Annotated in this window: 16 protein-coding genes; 11 read left to right on the top strand and 5 right to left on the bottom strand. The window is 67.5% G+C overall.

The window, feature by feature from the left end; translation table 11 throughout:
- Positions 1-20 precede the first annotated feature (20 nt).
- A complete protein-coding gene (locus AC10V3_RS32065) occupies positions 21-2,867 on the bottom strand; it encodes an AMP-binding protein (RefSeq protein ID WP_022539429.1) in 2,847 nt (948 codons plus the stop codon).
- Positions 2,868-3,147: 280 nt separating this feature from the next.
- Here AC10V3_RS32065 and AC10V3_RS32060 point away from each other — a divergent pair, with 280 nt between their 5' ends.
- From AC10V3_RS32060 to AC10V3_RS32025, 8 genes are all read left to right on the top strand, one after another.
- Positions 3,148-3,774 carry a TetR/AcrR family transcriptional regulator gene (locus AC10V3_RS32060; RefSeq protein WP_022539428.1) on the top strand — a complete coding sequence of 209 codons (627 nt, stop codon included), beginning with the start codon at positions 3,148-3,150 and terminating at the stop codon, positions 3,772-3,774.
- Complete coding sequence (locus AC10V3_RS32055; protein ID WP_022539427.1) at positions 3,750-4,844, top strand: metal-dependent hydrolase; 1,095 nt, start codon at positions 3,750-3,752, stop codon at positions 4,842-4,844. Before AC10V3_RS32060 ends, AC10V3_RS32055 begins: the two co-directional genes overlap by 25 nt.
- A gap of 130 nt (positions 4,845-4,974) precedes the next feature.
- Positions 4,975-6,399, top strand: a complete 1,425-nt coding sequence (gene mdtD, locus AC10V3_RS32050) for a multidrug transporter subunit MdtD (protein ID WP_490923931.1) — start codon at positions 4,975-4,977, stop codon at positions 6,397-6,399.
- Positions 6,400-6,740: 341 nt separating this feature from the next.
- Positions 6,741-6,893, top strand: coding sequence for a hypothetical protein (locus AC10V3_RS32045; protein ID WP_022539425.1), 153 nt, complete (start codon positions 6,741-6,743; stop codon positions 6,891-6,893).
- On the top strand, positions 6,880-8,649 hold the full coding sequence (gene treF, locus AC10V3_RS32040) for an alpha,alpha-trehalase TreF (protein WP_022539424.1): 1,770 nt from the start codon (positions 6,880-6,882) through the stop codon (positions 8,647-8,649). Before AC10V3_RS32045 ends, treF begins: the two co-directional genes overlap by 14 nt.
- A 93-nt stretch (positions 8,650-8,742) precedes the next feature.
- Positions 8,743-9,627 (top strand): non-homologous end joining protein Ku, encoded by an 885-nt coding sequence (gene ku, locus AC10V3_RS32035; RefSeq protein ID WP_022539423.1) that lies wholly within the window; start codon positions 8,743-8,745, stop codon positions 9,625-9,627.
- A gap of 6 nt (positions 9,628-9,633) precedes the next feature.
- On the top strand, positions 9,634-10,467 hold the full coding sequence (locus AC10V3_RS32030; protein WP_022539422.1) for a tetratricopeptide repeat protein: 834 nt from the start codon (positions 9,634-9,636) through the stop codon (positions 10,465-10,467).
- A gap of 177 nt (positions 10,468-10,644) precedes the next feature.
- Complete coding sequence (locus tag AC10V3_RS32025; RefSeq protein WP_022539421.1) at positions 10,645-11,235, top strand: TetR/AcrR family transcriptional regulator; 591 nt, start codon at positions 10,645-10,647, stop codon at positions 11,233-11,235.
- A gap of 145 nt (positions 11,236-11,380) precedes the next feature.
- On the opposite strand, the gene AC10V3_RS32020 is transcribed toward AC10V3_RS32025, so the two are convergent.
- Positions 11,381-11,857 carry a nuclear transport factor 2 family protein gene (locus AC10V3_RS32020; RefSeq protein ID WP_022539420.1) on the bottom strand — a complete coding sequence of 159 codons (477 nt, stop codon included), beginning with the start codon at positions 11,855-11,857 and terminating at the stop codon, positions 11,381-11,383.
- Positions 11,858-12,129: 272 nt separating this feature from the next.
- Between AC10V3_RS32020 and AC10V3_RS32015 the strand changes: the two genes are divergently transcribed.
- Positions 12,130-12,315, top strand: coding sequence for a hypothetical protein (locus AC10V3_RS32015; protein WP_349607496.1), 186 nt, complete (start codon positions 12,130-12,132; stop codon positions 12,313-12,315).
- Positions 12,316-12,398: 83 nt separating this feature from the next.
- Here AC10V3_RS32015 and AC10V3_RS32010 read toward each other — a convergent pair whose 3' ends face one another.
- Positions 12,399-13,289 carry an alpha/beta fold hydrolase gene (locus AC10V3_RS32010; protein ID WP_022539418.1) on the bottom strand — a complete coding sequence of 297 codons (891 nt, stop codon included), beginning with the start codon at positions 13,287-13,289 and terminating at the stop codon, positions 12,399-12,401.
- Between the two features lie 127 nt (positions 13,290-13,416).
- Here AC10V3_RS32010 and AC10V3_RS32005 point away from each other — a divergent pair, with 127 nt between their 5' ends.
- A complete protein-coding gene (locus tag AC10V3_RS32005; RefSeq protein ID WP_022539417.1) occupies positions 13,417-14,028 on the top strand; it encodes a CGNR zinc finger domain-containing protein in 612 nt (203 codons plus the stop codon).
- A gap of 30 nt (positions 14,029-14,058) precedes the next feature.
- On the opposite strand, the gene uraD is transcribed toward AC10V3_RS32005, so the two are convergent.
- Together uraD and AC10V3_RS31995 are read right to left on the bottom strand one after the other, a co-directional pair.
- A complete protein-coding gene (uraD, locus tag AC10V3_RS32000) occupies positions 14,059-14,577 on the bottom strand; it encodes a 2-oxo-4-hydroxy-4-carboxy-5-ureidoimidazoline decarboxylase (protein ID WP_022539416.1) in 519 nt (172 codons plus the stop codon).
- A 118-nt stretch (positions 14,578-14,695) separates the two neighbouring features.
- On the bottom strand, positions 14,696-15,640 hold the full coding sequence (locus tag AC10V3_RS31995) for a LysR family transcriptional regulator (RefSeq protein ID WP_022539415.1): 945 nt from the start codon (positions 15,638-15,640) through the stop codon (positions 14,696-14,698).
- Positions 15,641-16,063: 423 nt separating this feature from the next.
- Between AC10V3_RS31995 and AC10V3_RS31990 the strand changes: the two genes are divergently transcribed.
- Positions 16,064-17,404, top strand: a complete 1,341-nt coding sequence (locus AC10V3_RS31990) for an MFS transporter (RefSeq protein WP_022539414.1) — start codon at positions 16,064-16,066, stop codon at positions 17,402-17,404.
- Position 17,405 lies beyond the last annotated feature (1 nt).

Genomic DNA, 17,405 nt, shown 5'->3' with positions numbered 1-17,405 from the left:
GTTCCTCGCGGCGCGGGACACTAGGCCCGCCTCGCATCGCGGTGCGTCATGCGCCGGGCATCCGGTTCGCCGCAGTAATGCAGGATCTCGGCGCGGGCGGTATTGCGCAGGCGCATGGCGGCCGGCCAGTCTTCGCCGTCCGGCCAGAGCGGGCTGCCGATGACCACGCCGATCGGCCCCCGGCGCGGCAGCCACTGGCCGTCGCGCAGCACCGAGCGGGTGCCGCGGATGGCGATGGGCACCACCGGCGCGCCGGCCCGCGCGGCCGCCAGGAAAGCGCCCGAGCGGAAGGCCTGCAGCCCCGGCGCCCGCCCGAAGGTGCCTTCGGGGAAGAACAGCGCCGAATGCCCGGCACGCACCGTGGCCACCACGCGCTCCACGTCCTCGTGCTCGCGCACGTTGTCGAAGCGGTCGATGAAGTCGGCGCCGATGCTGGCCAGGTAGGCGCCGGGGATGCGCTGGCCCTGCAGTTCGCGCTTGGCGACCATGCATACCGGCGTGGGCAGCGCCGCCACCAGCACGATGCCGTCCAGGTAGCTGGCGTGATTCGAGACCAGGATGCAGGGCCGGTCGCGCGGCAGGTGCTCAATCCCTTGCACGAACCAGGGTACCGCGCCCAGCCTGAGAAAAAGCCGGGCGGCGTGGTGGCTGAGCGCCCAGCCCAGTGTCGGCCGGTGCAGCGCAACCGATGCCAGCCAGGTCACCGGCGCCAGCGTTGCGAACAGGATCCAGGTGTAGAGGGCATATGACAGGCCCACGGCGGTCTGCCGGCCACGCCGCAGCTCCGGCCACAGCGCCCGCCAGCCAAAGCGCGCGATCTGCAGCCAGGGCGCTTCCACGCCGCGGCCGGGGCGTCCGTGCTCGAAGCGCTCGCGGCAGGCGGCGCGCCGGATCTTGCCGCTCGACGTCTTCAGGATGGTGTGCGGTGGCACCAGGGCGATATGGTCGGGCGGCATGCCCAGCACGTCGAGGGCGGTCTTCAGCGCCTGCCGGTGCAGCGCGCGGCGCGCCTGCACATCCTTCTCGGAGGTTTCCGCCATCACCACGATGCGTTCGGTGCCGCTATCCGGATCGGGACTGCCGAACACGGCCACGCAGCCCTTGCGTATGCCCGGGATGGCGCCGACGGCCTGCTCCAGCTCGTAGGGATAGATATTGCGGCCGCCGCGCACGATGGTCTCCTTGGCGCGCCCGGTGATAAAGACCTCATCGGCGGCGATATAGGCATAGTCCCCTGTGTTCAGCCAGCCGCGGTCGAACAACTGGCGGGTCTGCACGGGATTGCGGAAATAGCCGGTGGTGGCCGAAGGGCCGCGGAACTGCAGCAATCCCTCATGCCGCTCGGCCAGTTCGCGCCCGGTGGCGTCGACGATGCGGACTTCGTGGCCGTCCAGCGGCCGGCCACAGGACGGGAATTCCAGGGTCTCGCGCTCGCCAGGGATCTCGCGTTCGCCGGCGGGCACTGCCACGGAAGTGCGCGTGAATTCGGCACGGTCGATGCGGTCGGACGCCAGTCCGCGGCCCAGCGGCGGAAAGGTCAGGCCCAGCGAAGCCTCCGCCAGCCCGTACACCGGCGCCGCGGCCTGCGGGCGCAAACCGTAGCGGGCAAAGCGCTCCATGAAGGCGCGCATGGTCTGCAGGCTCACCGGCTCCGCGCCATTGAAGGCGAAGCGCCAGCTGGAAAGGTCCAGCCCGGCCAGATCGGCGTTGGCCAGCTTGCGCAGGCACAGCTCGTAGGCAAAGTTGGGCCCGCCCGAGAGCGTGCCACGGTACTTGTGTATCGCCCAGAGCCAGCGCTCGGGCCGCGCCAGGAAGGCAAGCGGCGACATCACCACCAGCGGGTACGCGTAGTACAGGCTGCCCAGCCAGGCGCCGATCAGGCCCATGTCGTGATAGAGCGGCAGCCAGCTGACAAAGACGTCCTGCGAGCCGACGGCCAGGGTCTTGCCCATGGCGCGAAGGTTGGTCAGCAGGTTGGCATGGCTGAGCACGACCCCCTTGGGCGAGCCGGTGCTGCCCGAGGTGTATTGCAGCAGGGCGATGTCGTGCGTGCGCAGCATCGCATGGACCGGGGCGCCGGCGCCGTCCTCCAGCTCCTCCGGCGTGAGCACGCCTTGCAGCGTTCCCGTGCTGGCCTTGAGCAGGGCGGCCAGCGGCCGCGCCTGGGCCACCGTGATCAGGATCGGCGCCTGCGCGTTGGCCAGGATGCCGGCGTGGCGCTGCAGGTGGTCGCCGATCTGCGCCAGCCGCGCCGGCGGGTAGAGCGGTACCGGAATCCCGCCCGCCAGCAGCACGCCGCAGAAACTGTAGAAGTACCCGGGGCTGGTGGGCAGCATGATGGCCACTGCCGTGCCCGCCCGCACGCCGCGGGACACCAGCCCGGCGGCGATGGCCGCGGCGCGGCGGTGCAGCTGCGCAAAGCTGATCTGCGTGTCTTCGCCGTCGCCGTCCTGCAGGATGATGTGGGTGCGGTCCGGGTGGCTGCGCAAGTGCCAGCGCAGCACGTCCGGCAAGGTGGCGGCGCCCTCGGGCGCCTGTGCCGCCGGGGCAGGGCGGGCTTGCCGCAGGTGTGCGCCGCTCGCTTCTGGCGGCAGGTCCTTGGCGGCGAGCAAGGCACGCAGCAGGGCGCGCGGGGTGTCGGCCTGGGCCAGCACCTGCTCCGGCAGGCTGACGCCGAAGCGCTGCTCGAGGCGGGTCAGCAGCTCGGCACGCGTCAGGCTGTCGAAACCCAGTTCGCCTTCGAGGGTGCTGTCCAGCGAAACCGCTACCTCGCCCTCGGCTGGCGGGCGCATTGCCGAAGACATCTCCCTCACGATGCCGAGCAGGGCATCCTCGTAGTTCTGCCTCGGGGAGGAATCCTCTTTCATGCGCTTATGGCCTCTGTCCACGCGAAACGGTGGCCGCCGCCGGTGCTGGCTGGCACGGCGGCCTGTCCGGATGGCGCCTGGACTGACACCCTTAAGATAGGCTGCGTGTGGAAATTGTCGAGGCAGGTGCCGAGCCGGGCACAAGCCGGCAGGCCCCGCACTGCACACCGATTCGAAGATGCGGCATCGTGCACCTGGCGCAGAAATCGGCGCTCGCGCCCGCGCTGCCTTTCTATGCTGGAAGGGAGAGCGCAGACGCATTCCCGAGGATGGCAAAGCCATGAACGACGATGCAGCCCTGGCCGGCCGGATCCTGGAGGTCGCCCTGATGCTCGGCGAGCGCAGCGGCTGGGACGCGCTGCACCTTTACGACATCGCCGACGACATGGGAATCGGCCTGGATGAGATCCATCGGCACTACCGGACGAAGGACGACCTGGCCGAGGCCTGGTTCGAACGGGCCGATCGTGCGCTCGTGCGCATCTCCGCGCGCGAAGGCTGGGCCGCCCTGTCCTGCCGCGAGCGCCTGGAACAGGCCATTCTCGCCTGGCTCGAAGTCCTGGCCCCGCACCGGCAGCTCACCGCCCAGATGCTGCGCTACAAGCTGCAGCCGGAGCACCTGCATCTGCAAGTACAGGGCCTGCTGCATATCAGCAGCACCGTGCAGTGGATCCGGGAATCCGCCCGCCTGCCCGAATCCGGCTGGCGCCGTGAGATGGAAGAGGTCTTGCTGACCGGCATCTTTCTCTCCACCTTCGGCTTCTGGCTGCGCGACAGTTCGCCGGATGCCGGCCGCACGCAAGCCTGGCTCGAACGGCAACTGCGCTGCGCCGAGCGCCTCGCCTTGCGCCGCCCAGTCGACAAGGGACCGGCCCGGTCCGGATGGACACGATCACCCATGCCTTGATGGGGGCGCAGGCCGCGCTCGCCATCCCCACGGCCGAGGTCCCGGGCCAGCGGCTAAGCACACGCGAGCGCCTGCTGCTGGGCGCTGTCGCCGGGGCCTTTCCGGATCTGGATTTCCTGGGCTTCCTGGTCCATCCGCTGCGCTTCCTGGCGCAGTGGCACCAGGGGCCGACCCATTCGCTGCTGCTGCTTCCCGCCTGGGGAGCGTTGCTTGCCGGCCTGTTCTGCCTGGTGGCGCGCCGGCGCGACGCCTGGCGAGAGGCGTTGGCCGTCAGTTGCCTCGGCGTGGCCAGCCATATCGCGCTGGACCTGATCACGGTCTATGGCACCCGCATCTTCTATCCCGGCTCCGAACGGCGCTTCAGCCTTGGCACCAGCTTCCTGGTCGATCCGCTGCTGAGCGGCATCGTCGTATCCGGCCTGGCCCTGGCACTGTTCCTGGCGCCGCAGTGGCGCAGCCGGGGCGCACTGGCGGGCATGGCGCTGCTCTGCGCCTATGTCGGCGTCCAGGCTGTGCTCAAGCAACGGGCGCTGGAACTGGGCAACGAATCCTTGCGCGCCGCCGGCTTCCAGGCGCAGGGGGTAGACGCGCTGCCCCAGCCGTTTTCCCCGTTCAACTGGAAACTGATCGCCCGCGCGGACATGGATTACCGCGTCGCCCACGTCAACCTGGCCGGGCATCCGGCGTGGATACCGCCATGGCAGGCGCTGGGGCGCCTGCCTGCCATGGCCAGGGCCTATGTGGCGCCCGGGCGCATGGTCTGGATGGCGCGGTCGCGGCTGCCGGAGGCGCCGGACGAGCGGGCCCTGGCATCGCAGCTCTGGCTGCGGCCTGACTTTGCGGATTTCAGGCAATTTGCGGTCTATCCGGCCTTGTCCGCCATAACGGCCATGCCGTCCCTGCCAATTGGTGGAACCGCCGCCTGCGTCTGGTTCACCGACTTGCGCTATGACCTGCCCGCGGTGGAAGACATCTTCCGCTATGGCTATTGCCGCGACAGTGCGCAGGCACCATGGCGGCTGCACCGGCTTGCTTACTTCAGCCGCGACCAGCGCCAGCGTATCGATTAGGGCGGCGCCACCAGCAGCGCTGCGAGTGCCGACGCATGGATTTGCCTGCTCAGCGATTGCCCTTTAAGGTGTTGGCTTTGGCCGGCGCGCACCGGGATGCCGGGGCCCGGCCGGACCGGAGCCTGCAAACATGACCACGCCACCGCCCGACGACCGCACCCGCCGCATCATGCTGTGGGTGGTGGCGGTCGGCTTCTTCATGCAGACGCTGGATTCGACCATCGTCAACACCGCGCTGCCGTCGATGGCGCGCAGCCTGGGCGAAAGCCCGCTGCGGATGCAGTCGGTGGTGATCGCCTACTCGCTGACCATGGCGGTGATCATCCCGGCCTCGGGCTGGCTGGCCGACCGCTTTGGCACCCGCACCATCTTCCAGACCGCGATCGCGCTGTTCGTGGCCGGCTCGCTGCTGTGCGCGTATGCGCCGACGCTGAACTTCCTGGTGGGCGCTCGTGTGGTGCAGGGCGTGGGCGGGGCGATGCTGCTGCCGGTGGGGCGGTTGTCGGTGCTGCGCACCTTCCCGCGCGACCAGTACCTGCAGGCGCTGAGCTTTGTCGCCATCCCCGGCATGATCGGACCGCTGATCGGGCCGACGCTGGGCGGCTGGCTGACGCAGGCGCTGTCGTGGCACTGGATCTTCCTGATCAACGTGCCGGTCGGCGTGCTGGGGGCGCTGGCCACGGTGCACTATATGCCCAATGCGCGGCTGGCGGGCATCGGCCCCTTCGATATCGCGGGCTACCTGCTGCTGGCGGTCGCCATGCTGGCGCTGTCGTTCTCGCTCGACGGGCTGGCCGGGCTCGGCTTCCAGCACGCCACCGTGCTGATGCTGCTGATCGCCAGCATGGCCGCGCTGACCGCCTACGGGCTGCACGCCAACCGCCGCAAGCAGCCGCTGTTTCCGCTGCGGCTGTTTCGCATCCACAGCTTCAGCGTCGGGCTGCTGGGCAGCCTGTTCGCGCGCATCGGCAACGGCTCGATGCCGTTCCTGATCCCGCTGACGCTGCAGGTGAGCCTGGGGTATTCGCCCTTCGACGCCGGCCTGATGATGCTGCCCGTCACTGCCGCCGGCATGGCCTCCAAGCGGCTCGCCACGCGGCTGATCCAGCGCTACGGCTATCGCCGCGTGCTGGTGACCAATACCTTTGCGGTCGGGGTGGTGATGGCGGCGTTCGCGCTGATCACGCCGCAACTGCCGCTGTGGCTGCTGATCCCGTTGCTGGCGATGTTCGGCATGGTCAATTCGATCCAGTTCACGGCGATGAACACGGTCACGCTGAAGGACCTGAGCGGCGCGGGCGCGAGCAGCGGCAACAGCATGCTGTCGATGGTGCAGATGCTGTCGATGAGCCTGGCGGTGACCTCTGCGGGGGCGCTGCTCGCGACCTTCCAGCACCGTTTCGGCGGCGAGGCGGCGGCGGTGCTGCCGGCGTTCCACGCCACCTTCATCTGCATGGGGCTGATCACCTGCGCATCGGCGTGGATCTTCATGCAGCTCGGCGCGCAGGAGGCGGCGCTGGCGCTGGCGGTGCGGCACGGCGAGAAGGAGGTGTGAGCTGCGGCACCGGGCTGCTCGCGTCATCGGCCCAACCCGCCGGCTCACCCCGCCGGCTCAGCGCCGCCGGGCGTTGCAGCGTGCGGCTCAGAACTACACTGACATGCTGAGCCAGTAGCGCCGGCCGTCCTCGACATTGCCGGCGCGGTCACGGAGGGTTTGCCGGCTGCCTGCCTGACTCACTGGCATTCGCAGTGCCTGAAGCCTCGTACTCGCCACAAGACGGATCGCGCATCGCCGCGCGGATAGCGGCTGCCGGAGAACTTCCCGGCCGGCCACGGCTCCTAATGGTCATAGGCCCGCGACGCCCCCGCCGCGCGCTCATGCACGGAGACGCCCCCATGAAGCTGACAGGCAGGACGGCATTCGTCACCGGCGGCGCCAGCTGCGTGGCCGATATCGCGCGCATGATGGAGCAGGCGCTGGCCGCGGCAGGCGCCATCGACACCATGCTGGTCGATGGCGGCCTGCAGTGGAACTATGCGGAACAGTGACCCCACCCCCGCGCCCGGCACGATCTCCGCCGCGGGCGGCTACACGGTGCCGCGCACGGACCCGGCCACGCCGGATGGCGCCGGCGCAGTCGCGGGGCCGTCCGCCGCGCCCGCCAAGGTCCACGCGGTGGCCAGCCCGCCGCTGGTCACGCACCGCGAATGCCCCGCGCCGCATGTGCTGCCAAGCTGCGCGCAGGCCGATGCGCTGTCACCGGCGTCGCGCTATGGCGAACTCTTCGTTGACGTGCAGCACAGCGGCCTGTTTGCCGACAGTAAGACCTTCCCGGACTGCATCCCCAACTGCGATCCCGAGTTGATCCTGGCGCGCTACCGCGAACAGCGCAACTCGCCGGGCTTCCTGCTGGCCGATTTCGTGCAGGCGCATTTCACCCGCGCCATCGTGCCGGACAGCCACTATGTCTCCGATCCCGCCTGCACGCTGCGCGAACATATCGACGGGCTGTGGCCGGTGCTGACGCGCGAGCCGGTGGAGCACCCGCCGCGCTCGTCGCTGTTGCCGCTGCCGCACCGCTACGTGGTCCCGGGCGGGCGTTTCGGCGAGCTGTACTACTGGGATTCGTACTTCACGATGCTGGGGCTGGCGGGCAGCGGCCGCGGCGGCCTGCTGCTGGAGATGGTGCAGAACTTTGCCTACCTGATCGACAACTACGGGCTGGTGCCCAACGGCACGCGCAACTACTACCTGAGCCGCTCGCAACCGCCGGTGTTCGTGCTGATGGTCGACCTGCTGGAGCGCGAGCAGGTCGCCCGCGCCATCGACTTCCTGCCGGAGCTGCGGCGCGAGTATGCATTCTGGATGGATGGCGCGCATGCGCTTCGGCCCGGGCATGCGCACCGGCGCGTGATCCGCCTGCCCGACGGCGTGGTGCTCAACCGCTACTGGGACGACCGCTGCTGCCCGCGCGAGGAAGCCTTCCTGGAAGACATGCAGACCGCGCTGTGCAGCGGCCGGCCGCACCATGCGGTGTTCCGCGACCTGCGCGCCGCCGCGGAATCAGGCTGGGACTTCAGCTCGCGCTGGCTCGACACGCCCGCCGCCGCGCAGCCCGCGAGCCTCGCGACCATCCACACCACGGCCATGTTGCCGGTGGACCTGAACGCCTTGCTGTGGCACCTGGAGACGCGCCTTGCCGAACTCGCCGGGCAGGCCGGCGACGCGGATGCGGAGGACTATCGCGCCGCCGCGCAGCAGCGCAAGGCGGCCATCATGCAGACCATGTGGGACGACGCAGCAGGCGCCTTCGTCGACTATGACTGGTGCCGCGGCGAGCCGCGCCGCTGCCTGACCGCGGCGACGGTGATGCCGCTCTACCTTGGCCTGGCAACACCTGCGCAGGCGCAGGCCGTGGCGCAGGCGATTTCTGCGCGGCTGCTGGACCAGGGCGGCCTGGCGACTACCGAACTCTCATCCGGGCAGCAGTGGGACAACCCCAACGGCTGGGCGCCGCTGCAATGGCTGGCCGTGCGCGGCCTGGCGCGCTACGGCCATGACACGCTGGCGCGCGAGATCGCGCAGCGCTGGCTGGCCACGGTGGCCAGCCTCTACACCCACGAATGCAAGCTGGTGGAGAAGTACCGCATCGAAGCGTGCGAGGCGCATGCCAAAGGCGGGCGCGGCGGCGAATATCCGCTGCAGGATGGATTCGGTTGGACCAATGCCATCGCCAGCGCGCTGATGGCCCTGTATGGCGATGTACCCGCGACGTGCCGGGCCGAAGGCGGCATGCTACCCTGACTCGTGCCGTCGGCGCCACTGCCAGCGGGCACCTTTGCCGACATCACGCTCACGGTATAGCCTTTCAGGAACCCTGTTTCGCGGGAGCCCCCCATGGCCGCACGCTCCATCGCCTCCCTGTCCGTCAGCTTTGGCCTGGTCTCGATACCGGTCAAGGTCTACTCGGCTACCGAAAGCAAATCGTCCGTCACCTTCAACCTGCTGCACAAGGACTGTGGCTCGCGCCTGCGCCAGCAGTACATCTGCCAGCGCGAGGACGTGGTCGTCGACCGCACGGACATGGTCAAAGGGTATGAGTTCGAGAAGGACCGCTACGTCACCTTCACGGCGGAAGAGCTGAAGGCGCTGGAAGATGCGGCACAGCACACCATCGACATCATCGCCTTCATGCCGGTCAAGGCCGTCGATCCGATCTACTATGACAAGGCCTACTACCTCGGGCCCGACAAGCGGGGCGCCAAGCCTTACACCCTGCTCTCTGAAGCGATGCGCAAGACCGACACCTGTGCGCTGGCCAAGTGGGTGTGGAAGGGCAAGCAGTACATGGTCCAGATCCGCGTTGGCGACGATGGCCTGATCCTGCAGCAACTGCTGTACGCCGACGAGGTGCGCTCGATGGCAGACCTGCATGTCGAGCACACCGACGTGCTGCCCGCGGAACTGGCACTTGCCGAGCAGCTGATCGGACAGAACACGGTGGAGGGCTATGACCCCTCGGCCTATACCGACGACGAGAAGCAGCGCATCCTGGAGCAGATCGACAAGAAGATCGCCGGCAAGAAGATCACCGTCGCGGCGGAAGCGCCGGAGTCCGCCGGCGGCGAGGTGATCGACCTGATGGAAGCGCTGCGCAACAGCCTCAGCACCGCGAAGAAGCGGCCTGCGGCCACCAAGACTGCGCGCGAGCCCGCGCCACGCAAGAGCGCAAAGCGCGTGGAAACCGTGACGACGCTGCCGAAGCGGGCGGCCAGGAAATAGCCGGCAATGGAGTTCTACACGCTGCGCGACGTGCAGGCCCTGCTTGGCGTTCCGCGCTCGGTGGTCAATGCCCTGGTCTCCGCGGGCGTGATCGCGCCGCGCCGGGGTGCGCGCGGTCAGCTGCAATTCGCCTTCCAGGACGTGCTGTTGCTGCGTACCGCGCAGTCACTGAGGGCGTCGCATGTGCCCACGCGCCACATCGTGCGCGCATTGCAGCGACTCGATACCATGGGCGCGGGGCGCCCTGCGACGGGCATGCGCGTGCGGGCCGTCGGTGGCGCAGTTGCGGTCAGGGACGAGTACGGTGCCTGGCAGGTCGATACCGGGCAGCGCATCATCGATTTCGAGCCGGAAGGCAGGCCCGGCACCGTGGTCGAGTTTGCGCGGCGGGCAGGGCATGATGCCTCTGGCAGCTTCAGTGGTACCGAACTGTTCGAGATGGCGCTGGAGCTGGAGCCGGCCGATCCGGCGGCGGCCGAATCGGCGTACGGCCGGGCGCTCACCGAGGATCCCGGCCTGCTTGACGCCTGGCTGAACCTGGGTTGCCTGCTGTGCGACCAGTCGCGCTTCGCGGAGGCGATCGAGCTGTACCGGCAGGCGCTGGCGCGTTTTCCGGATGCGCCCCTGGTCTACTACAACCTCGCGGTGGCCATGGAAGATGCCGGCGCCTATCGCGAGGCGCTCGCAAACTACCACGAGAGCATCAGCCTGGCGCCGGATTTTGCCGACGCCCACTATAACGCCGCGCGGCTGCATGACGAGCTGGGGGACACGCAACGTGCCATTCGTCATTACAACCGGTACCGGCAGCTTGGCGCGGGCAAGCGGGAGACGGACTGAAGGGGGCGGTCGGCGCGGTGGCGTGGCTTGCGCGCGTCCGCACATCGGTCACATGCGGTGCGTCAATTTATAGGACAGGTCTGTCTGCAGGACATTCTCCCAGCAGCGGCTCCACCTTTACAGAGACAGGTCTGTCTGCAATACTCCAGTCATCAACTTGAGCAAAAGGTGGTCGGCATGGCACAGGCTTCTGCACGTGACCGGATCCTTGAGACCGCGGCGCGCCTGTTCTACCAGGACGGATTTCGTGCGACCGGGATCGACAAGATCATTGCGGAGTCGGAGGTGGCCAAGATGTCGCTCTACCGGCACTTCGCTTCCAAGAATGACCTGATTACGGCCTTCCTTGAGCGGCGGCACGACTTCTGGATGCAGTGGTTCACCGAGGAAGTGGAGGCGCGGTTTGCCGAGCGGCCCGGCCTGGCGGTCATCGCCGACGCGCTTGGCGTGTGGTTCGCGCAGGCGGACTTCCGCGGCTGCGCGTTTATCAACATGGTCGCCGAGGCCGGTTCGACGGGCGACGCCACGCATTTGCAGCAAGCCGTGGCGCACAAGAAATCGCTGGAGACCTATATCGAGACGCTGGCCCGACGCATTGGCCTGGAAGATGCCGCGACCGTCGCGGCGGACGCTATGCTGTGCATCGAGGGCATGATCGTGCGGTACCAGATGACGCACGGCCCGGCCATCGTGGAATCGGGCAAGCGGGTACTTGGCCATATCGAGGGCGCGGCGCGCCCGGCGAAGAAGACAGCCAGGGCGGCATAGCCTTCGCGCACGCGCGACGCAGTCTGCGGGCTGTGTCGTTTTTTTTGCGCCGACAGTGCCCGGAGCGGCTCGTCCGCCCAATGCAAAGCAGGCTCCGGCAGCATGTCGCCACCGGAGCCCGCTCCTTGTTGCCGCAGCGCCCGGATCAGAACCCGAATGAGGACAGGCCCGGGTGATCGTCGGGACGACGGCCAAGCGGCCAGAAAAACTTGCGCTCGGACTCCTTGATCGGCATGTCGTTGATGCAGGCAAAGCGGCGCTGCATCACCCCTTGCTCGTCGAACTCCCAGTTCTCGTTGCCGAACGAGCGGTACCAGTTGTTGGCGTCGTCGCGCCACTCATAGGCAAAGCGCACGGCGATGCGGTTGCCTTCGAACGCCCACAATTCCTTGATCAGGCGGTACTCCAGTTCCTTGTTCCACTTGCGGGTCAGGAACTCGATGATGGCTGCGCGGCCGTTGACGAACTCGGCGCGGTTGCGCCACGCGCTGTCCGGCGTATAGGCCAGCGCAACCTTTTCCGGGTTGCGGCTGTTCCAGCCGTCTTCGGCAAGGCGAACCTTTTCGATTGCGGTTTCGAGGGTGAACGGGGGGGCCGGCGGGCGGACTTCATTGGTGGACATGGCTTTCTCCTGACAAGATGGATGGCATGTTGCTGACGGATAGGGTAGGCGATCTGCCGACTGGCGCATTGGTGGACTAGCAGCGCTGGCGCATGCCTTGCGCCACCTTTGTCCAGACTTCCCGGCGAGACCAGGTCGTGAGATGCAGTGTGGAAGAAAAGCCGTCGAAGCTATATCGAGATCGCACGGTTTCCACTCAATTGGCACGGCATCGCGGGCTGGGCACAGGGCCCGTGCCTCAGAACGGCTTGGTCGGCAGGTACTTGCCGTTCGTGAAGCGAACCCGGATGGCGACCATGCTGCCGGCCGCGGTCGCGCGCGAGCATGAAGCGTTGTTCCAGATACGGCTCCAGCCGGAGCCGCCGCAGCGCACGGCGGCGCTGCTGCAGCGCAAGGGCGCTTACCGTAGCGCGGCGGCAAAGGCGTTCGTGGCCATCGCGCTCGAAGTCGTCGGCTGACGCAGGCCCCACCGGCATTGCATCGGCCAATGCGAAAGCGGGAAGTGTTTTAGCGCTTCCCGCCCCGTCCCGCCTGCGTCAGGCTACGCGGTCCAGGCCGCCGACTCCATCAGCGACAGGATCGCGCCGGCGATCTCTTCCAGATGGGTTTCCAGTGCGAAGTGGCCGGTGTCCAGCATCTGCACGCGCGCATTCGGGTTGTCGCGCCGGTAGGCCTGCGCACCCGCGGGGATAAAGAAAGCGTCGTGCTTGCCCCAGATCGCCAGCGTGGGCGGCTGGTATTCGCGGAAGAACGCCTGGAATGCCGGGTAGAGCTTGAGGTTGTTGGCGTAGTCCAGGAACAGGTCGAGTTGGATCTCCTTGTTGCCGGGGCGTTCCAGCAGCGCGGCGTCGAGGAAATAGGCCTCGGGCTCGATCACCTCCGGGTTGGCCACGCCATGTTCATATTGCCAGCGCGTACCTGCCAGCGTCAGCACGTCATGCAGCGCTTCCCGGTTGGCCTGCGTGGGCTCCTGCCAGTAGCGTCGAATCGGGTCCCACGCGTCGCCCAGCCCTTCGAGGTAGGCATTGCCGTTCTGCGAAATGACCGCGGAAACGCGCTCGGGGTGCGCGAGCGCGAGGCGCAGGCCCACGGGCGCGCCATAGTCGAAGACATAGATGCCATAGCGGGTCAGGCCGAGCGCGTCGACAAAGGCCAGCGTGGTCGTGGCGAGGCTGTCGAAGGTGTAGCGGTAGTCGCGCGCTTGCGGCACCACCGTGAAGCCGAAGCTCGGCAGGTCGGGGGCGATCACGCGGTAGCGCTGCGCCAGGATCGGGATCAGGTGGCGAAACATGTGCGACGACGACGGAAACCCGTGCAGCAGCAGGAGCACGGGCGCGTCGGCGGGGCCGGCCTGCCGGTAGAAGACCTGGACTCCGTCCGCTTCCACGGTGTGGACGGTGACGGCCGGGATGGTGGGGGTGGCGTTTGGCATGGAGACTCCTCATTGAGAACCGTGTGAAACCGTTAAAAGTTTACGATAACGGTTACAGGATAATCGCGTCATGTAACTTGTCAATGTCATTTTTGATGGTTACACTTGTTCGCAGGAGATACCTGCCATGAGCGCCATGACCCGCCACACCCACGAACCCGATGCCCATATGGCCCCGAGGCTGCTTGCCGACCACGTCGCCCTCGACCTGATCAATACAGTCGAGCAGGTCGACGGCGTCCCGACGGACCGCTGGCAGGGCAATGCGGATGTGATGGACTGGCTGGTGGCGACCGGCCTGGTCGCACAGGCGGAGCGGCCGAAGAAGCTGCCCGAGGATCTGCTGGTCGCGGCCAGGGCGCTACGCGAGGTTGTGCGCGGTGCGGTGCACAAGCGCAAGCATGGAGAAGCGGTAGATCTGGCGGCGCTGAACTGTATCCTGGCGCAAGGCGCAAGTCATCTTGAGCTGCGACGGGACCGGGACGGCGCGGTCACGGTGCACCGGTGCCATGACCGGACCGGTGCCTCAGGCTGGCTGGCACCGCTGGCCGAGGCGGCCGCCGAACTGCTCGCGTCCGGCGACTTCGCGCTGATTCGCAAGTGCGAGAGCGACGATTGCGCCCTCTGGTTCTACGACCGCACCCGTTCGCACCGGCGCCGCTGGTGCAGCATGGCGCTCTGCGGCAACCGCCACAAGGTGGCTTCGTTCCGCAAGCGCAACGAAGCGGCCGCCGGGTAGGCAGGCGAGGCGGGGCTCGCTATTTCAAGCTCACGCGGGCAGGCGCGCGTTGAGGCGCCCGCGCGTGATCGCGGCGATCTGCGCCAGCGCTTCGTCCAGTTCCTGCGGCGTGCTGCGGCCGATGCGGCGTTCGAACGCGGCGAAGATGCCTTCACGCGTGTAGTGCCGCACGCAGATGATGAACGGAAAGCCGTGGCGCCCGAGGTAGTCGGCGTTGAGCCGGTCAAGCTCGCCTTCCTGCTGTTTCGACATCGCATCGAGCCCCGCGCTCTTCTGCTCGGCATTGGAATCCGCCGTCATCGTCCCCGCACGGATATTGCGCGCCGACAGCTGCGGGTGCAGGTTGAGGAAATCGCGCTGGCCCTGTTCGTCCAGCTTGCGCACCACGTCCATCATGGCTTCATGCAGCGCCGCGACCGACGCAAACGGACGGCGCGCCCACGCGCCTTGTGCCGCCTGCGGAAAATGCTCGAATACGCTGCCAAAGGCGCTGGCAAAGCCCGCGTGGTCCAGCGCGTTGACCGAAGCCAGATCGAGTGGCTGTGACATGGACTGCTCTCCCGTAAAGATCCCGAAGACTCGGTGAATACGGGCCGAGTATAGAAAGGGCCCATCGCCGCGGCGAGAGGCCCTGTCCTATAGGTCGCATAACAGAATCCGATACCGCCTACCGCTGCATGTCGCGCAGCTCGCGCAGTTCATGCGAGGCGGCGGTCAGCATGCCGCGCAGCCAGATATGCGAGGCCGAGCGGTGGCGCGACGGATGCCACAGCTGGTAGAAGCGCATGAACGGGAAGTCGATGGGCGGTTCGAGCACCGCCAGCGGCACATGCTGCGCGTGGTAGTTGGCAAAGTGGCGCCCGGTGGTCAGGATCAGGTCGGTGCCGGGGATCAGGCTGGGCGCAAGGTTGAAGTACGGGCAGCTCACGCGGTTGTCGCGATGCACGCGCATCGTGCTTAGCCCGGAATCGACCAAGCCACGCTGGTCGCGCGAGTAGGGCGTGGGCACGATATGCGACGCGCCGAGGTAGGCCTGCGCGGTGAACTTGCCGGGCTGCGTGTGCGTGCTGTCCTGCGCCACCACGCACACCACCTCGTCTTCCAGCAGGACCGACAGGTGCAGGTGCTCCGGCGGATTCGGCCAGTTGCCGATCACGATATCGGCCGAGCTTTCCGACAGCGCCTGCTCGTAGTCGAAGCTGGAGCCGAGCGGCATGGCCACCAGCCGCGCGTGCGGCGCGGCACGGCGGAACTCGCGCACCACGTGGGCAAAGAAGGGCGGCGCCAGGTAGTCGGGCATCGCCACGACAAAGCTCTGCTCGGTGGTGGCCGGGTCGAAGCGCTCGTCGGACACCAGCAGGTTGTCCAGCGCGCTGAGCGCGGCCTGTGCATTGCGTGCCAGCTGCAGCGCGCGCTCGGTGGGCACCATCACGTTCTTCTCGCGCGTGAGCAGCGGGTCGTTGAAGATCGCACGCAGCCGCTTGAGCGCCGCGCTGATCGCCGGCTGCGACTGGTTCAGGCGGATCGCGGTGCGCGACACGCTGCGCTCCGCGATCAGGATGCACAGCACCCGCAGCAGGTAGGTGTCGAACGGATCGTCGGCGCGAATCATGGTGAATCCGGTGAGCTAGTGGGAGGCTGGTGCACTGGGCGCCGCAAAAGCTGGCACGCCCCGGCCGCCAATGGCGACTTTGTAGCGTGTCGCGCACCGCGCGGCAACGCGGTGGAACCCGGACAAAGCGAGCGGCCGACTACGCAGCCGGCGCCCGATCCGCCCCCCATGGGGGTGCAAAGGCCCGCCTAGGGGTAATCCATAGGTGGGCGCCGGGCCCTGCCAGATCCCCGGAAAGCCGCTCCACACAAGGCTTTGCGGCCCATATCGCGGCTGCTATAGGGCCTATACCAGCACCCGCGTTTCCCATTGCCGGGCCGTTTCTATACTTGCACCCAACCAAGCGGACGCCGGGCCCTGCGCCCCGGCTGCAAGCCGCACAGGACTAGCAAGACGTAACGACACGATAAGACAGGAGACACCATGTCAATCACAAAGCAAGGGATTCCGATCTACGCCGGCGCGGCCGACGACACGGAAGACAGCGTCTACCGCAAGGTCTCGTGGCGCCTGCTGCCGTTTCTCGGCGTGCTGTGGGTGCTGGCGTGGCTGGACCGCGTGAACATCGGCTTTGCCAAGCTGCAGATGCTCGACGCGCTGCAGTTCAGCGAAGCGGTGTACGGGCTGGGCGCGGGCATCTTCTTCCTCGGCTACTTCTTCTTCGAAGTGCCGTCGAACATGCTGCTGCAGAAGATCGGCGCCAAGAAGACCATCATGCGCATCACGATCTGCTGGGGCGTGATCTGCATGCTGCAGACCTTTGTCACCACGCCCACGCAGTTCTACATCCTGCGCTTCCTGCTCGGTGCCTTCGAGGCGGGCTTCTATCCGGGCGTGATCCTGTACCTGACCTACTGGTACCCGACGCAGCGGCGCGCCCGGGCGTTCGGCACCTTCATGTCGGCATCGGCCATCGCCGGCGTGCTGGGCGGTCCCCTCGCCGGCTGGATCATGACCTCGATGGGCGGCGTGCAGGGCATGCACGGCTGGCAGTGGCTGTTTATCCTGGAAGGCATTCCGTCCGTGCTGGCCGGCATCTTTGCCTGGTTCTACATGACCGACAAGCCGGAGCAGGCGCGCTGGCTGAGCGAGAGCGAGAAGCGCGTCGTCCTCGAAACGCTCAAGCATGACAACGCCGCCATGGGCGAGCGCGGCCACGACTGGCGCAAGCTGTTCACCAACGGCAAGGTCTGGCTGCTGATCGCGATCTACTTCTGCCTGCTGTGCGCCAACTCCACGCTGACTTTCTGGATCCCGACCGTGATCAAGGACGTGGGCTTCAGCGGTCCGATGGCGGTGGGCTGGATCGCGGCGGTGGCGTACCTGTGCGGCGCGGCCGGCATGATCGCCAACGGCGCCCATTCGGACCGTCGCAACGAAGTGCGCTGGCACTTCAGCTGCGCGGCGCTGGTGGGTGGCGGTGCGATGGCGGTGCTGGCGGTGTTGCTCGGCGCGCAGGTGATGTCGCCCATGGTGGCACTGTTTGCGATGACGGCCGCGCTGGTCGGCACCATGAGCGCCATCCCGGTGTTCTGGCAGCTGCCCAACCGCTACCTGGCCGGCAGCGCCGCCGCGGTGGGCGTGGCGCTGATCAACTCCGTGGCGAACCTGGCCGGCTTTGGTGCGCCGTATGTGATGGGCCTGATCAAGAACACCACTGGCAAGCTCACCACCGGCCTGTATCTCGTCGCCGTGATCGAAGTGCTGGCCGCGCTGCTGGTGCTGGTCGGCATCCGCAAGCTGGGCAACAAGCGCGAGGCCTGAC

Source organism: Cupriavidus sp. PB-02 (assembly GCF_058252315.1).
This window is presented reverse-complemented; position numbering and strand designations above follow the sequence as displayed.

What these genes read in the sequence shown, in the direction of transcription:
- AC10V3_RS32065 (WP_022539429.1), bottom strand. Translation starts at nt 2,867, where the DNA reads ATGAAAGAGGATTCCTCCCCGAGGCAGAACTACGAGGATGCCCTGCTC.
- AC10V3_RS32060 (WP_022539428.1), top strand. Translation starts at nt 3,148, where the DNA reads ATGAACGACGATGCAGCCCTGGCCGGCCGGATCCTGGAGGTCGCCCTG.
- AC10V3_RS32055 (WP_022539427.1), top strand. Translation starts at nt 3,750, where the DNA reads ATGGACACGATCACCCATGCCTTGATGGGGGCGCAGGCCGCGCTCGCC.
- mdtD (WP_490923931.1), top strand. Translation starts at nt 4,975, where the DNA reads ATGACCACGCCACCGCCCGACGACCGCACCCGCCGCATCATGCTGTGG.
- AC10V3_RS32045 (WP_022539425.1), top strand. Translation starts at nt 6,741, where the DNA reads ATGAAGCTGACAGGCAGGACGGCATTCGTCACCGGCGGCGCCAGCTGC.
- treF (WP_022539424.1), top strand. Translation starts at nt 6,880, where the DNA reads ATGCGGAACAGTGACCCCACCCCCGCGCCCGGCACGATCTCCGCCGCG.
- ku (WP_022539423.1), top strand. Translation starts at nt 8,743, where the DNA reads ATGGCCGCACGCTCCATCGCCTCCCTGTCCGTCAGCTTTGGCCTGGTC.
- AC10V3_RS32030 (WP_022539422.1), top strand. Translation starts at nt 9,634, where the DNA reads ATGGAGTTCTACACGCTGCGCGACGTGCAGGCCCTGCTTGGCGTTCCG.
- AC10V3_RS32025 (WP_022539421.1), top strand. Translation starts at nt 10,645, where the DNA reads ATGGCACAGGCTTCTGCACGTGACCGGATCCTTGAGACCGCGGCGCGC.
- AC10V3_RS32020 (WP_022539420.1), bottom strand. Translation starts at nt 11,857, where the DNA reads ATGTCCACCAATGAAGTCCGCCCGCCGGCCCCCCCGTTCACCCTCGAA.
- AC10V3_RS32010 (WP_022539418.1), bottom strand. Translation starts at nt 13,289, where the DNA reads ATGCCAAACGCCACCCCCACCATCCCGGCCGTCACCGTCCACACCGTG.
- AC10V3_RS32005 (WP_022539417.1), top strand. Translation starts at nt 13,417, where the DNA reads ATGAGCGCCATGACCCGCCACACCCACGAACCCGATGCCCATATGGCC.
- uraD (WP_022539416.1), bottom strand. Translation starts at nt 14,577, where the DNA reads ATGTCACAGCCACTCGATCTGGCTTCGGTCAACGCGCTGGACCACGCG.
- AC10V3_RS31995 (WP_022539415.1), bottom strand. Translation starts at nt 15,640, where the DNA reads ATGATTCGCGCCGACGATCCGTTCGACACCTACCTGCTGCGGGTGCTG.
- AC10V3_RS31990 (WP_022539414.1), top strand. Translation starts at nt 16,064, where the DNA reads ATGTCAATCACAAAGCAAGGGATTCCGATCTACGCCGGCGCGGCCGAC.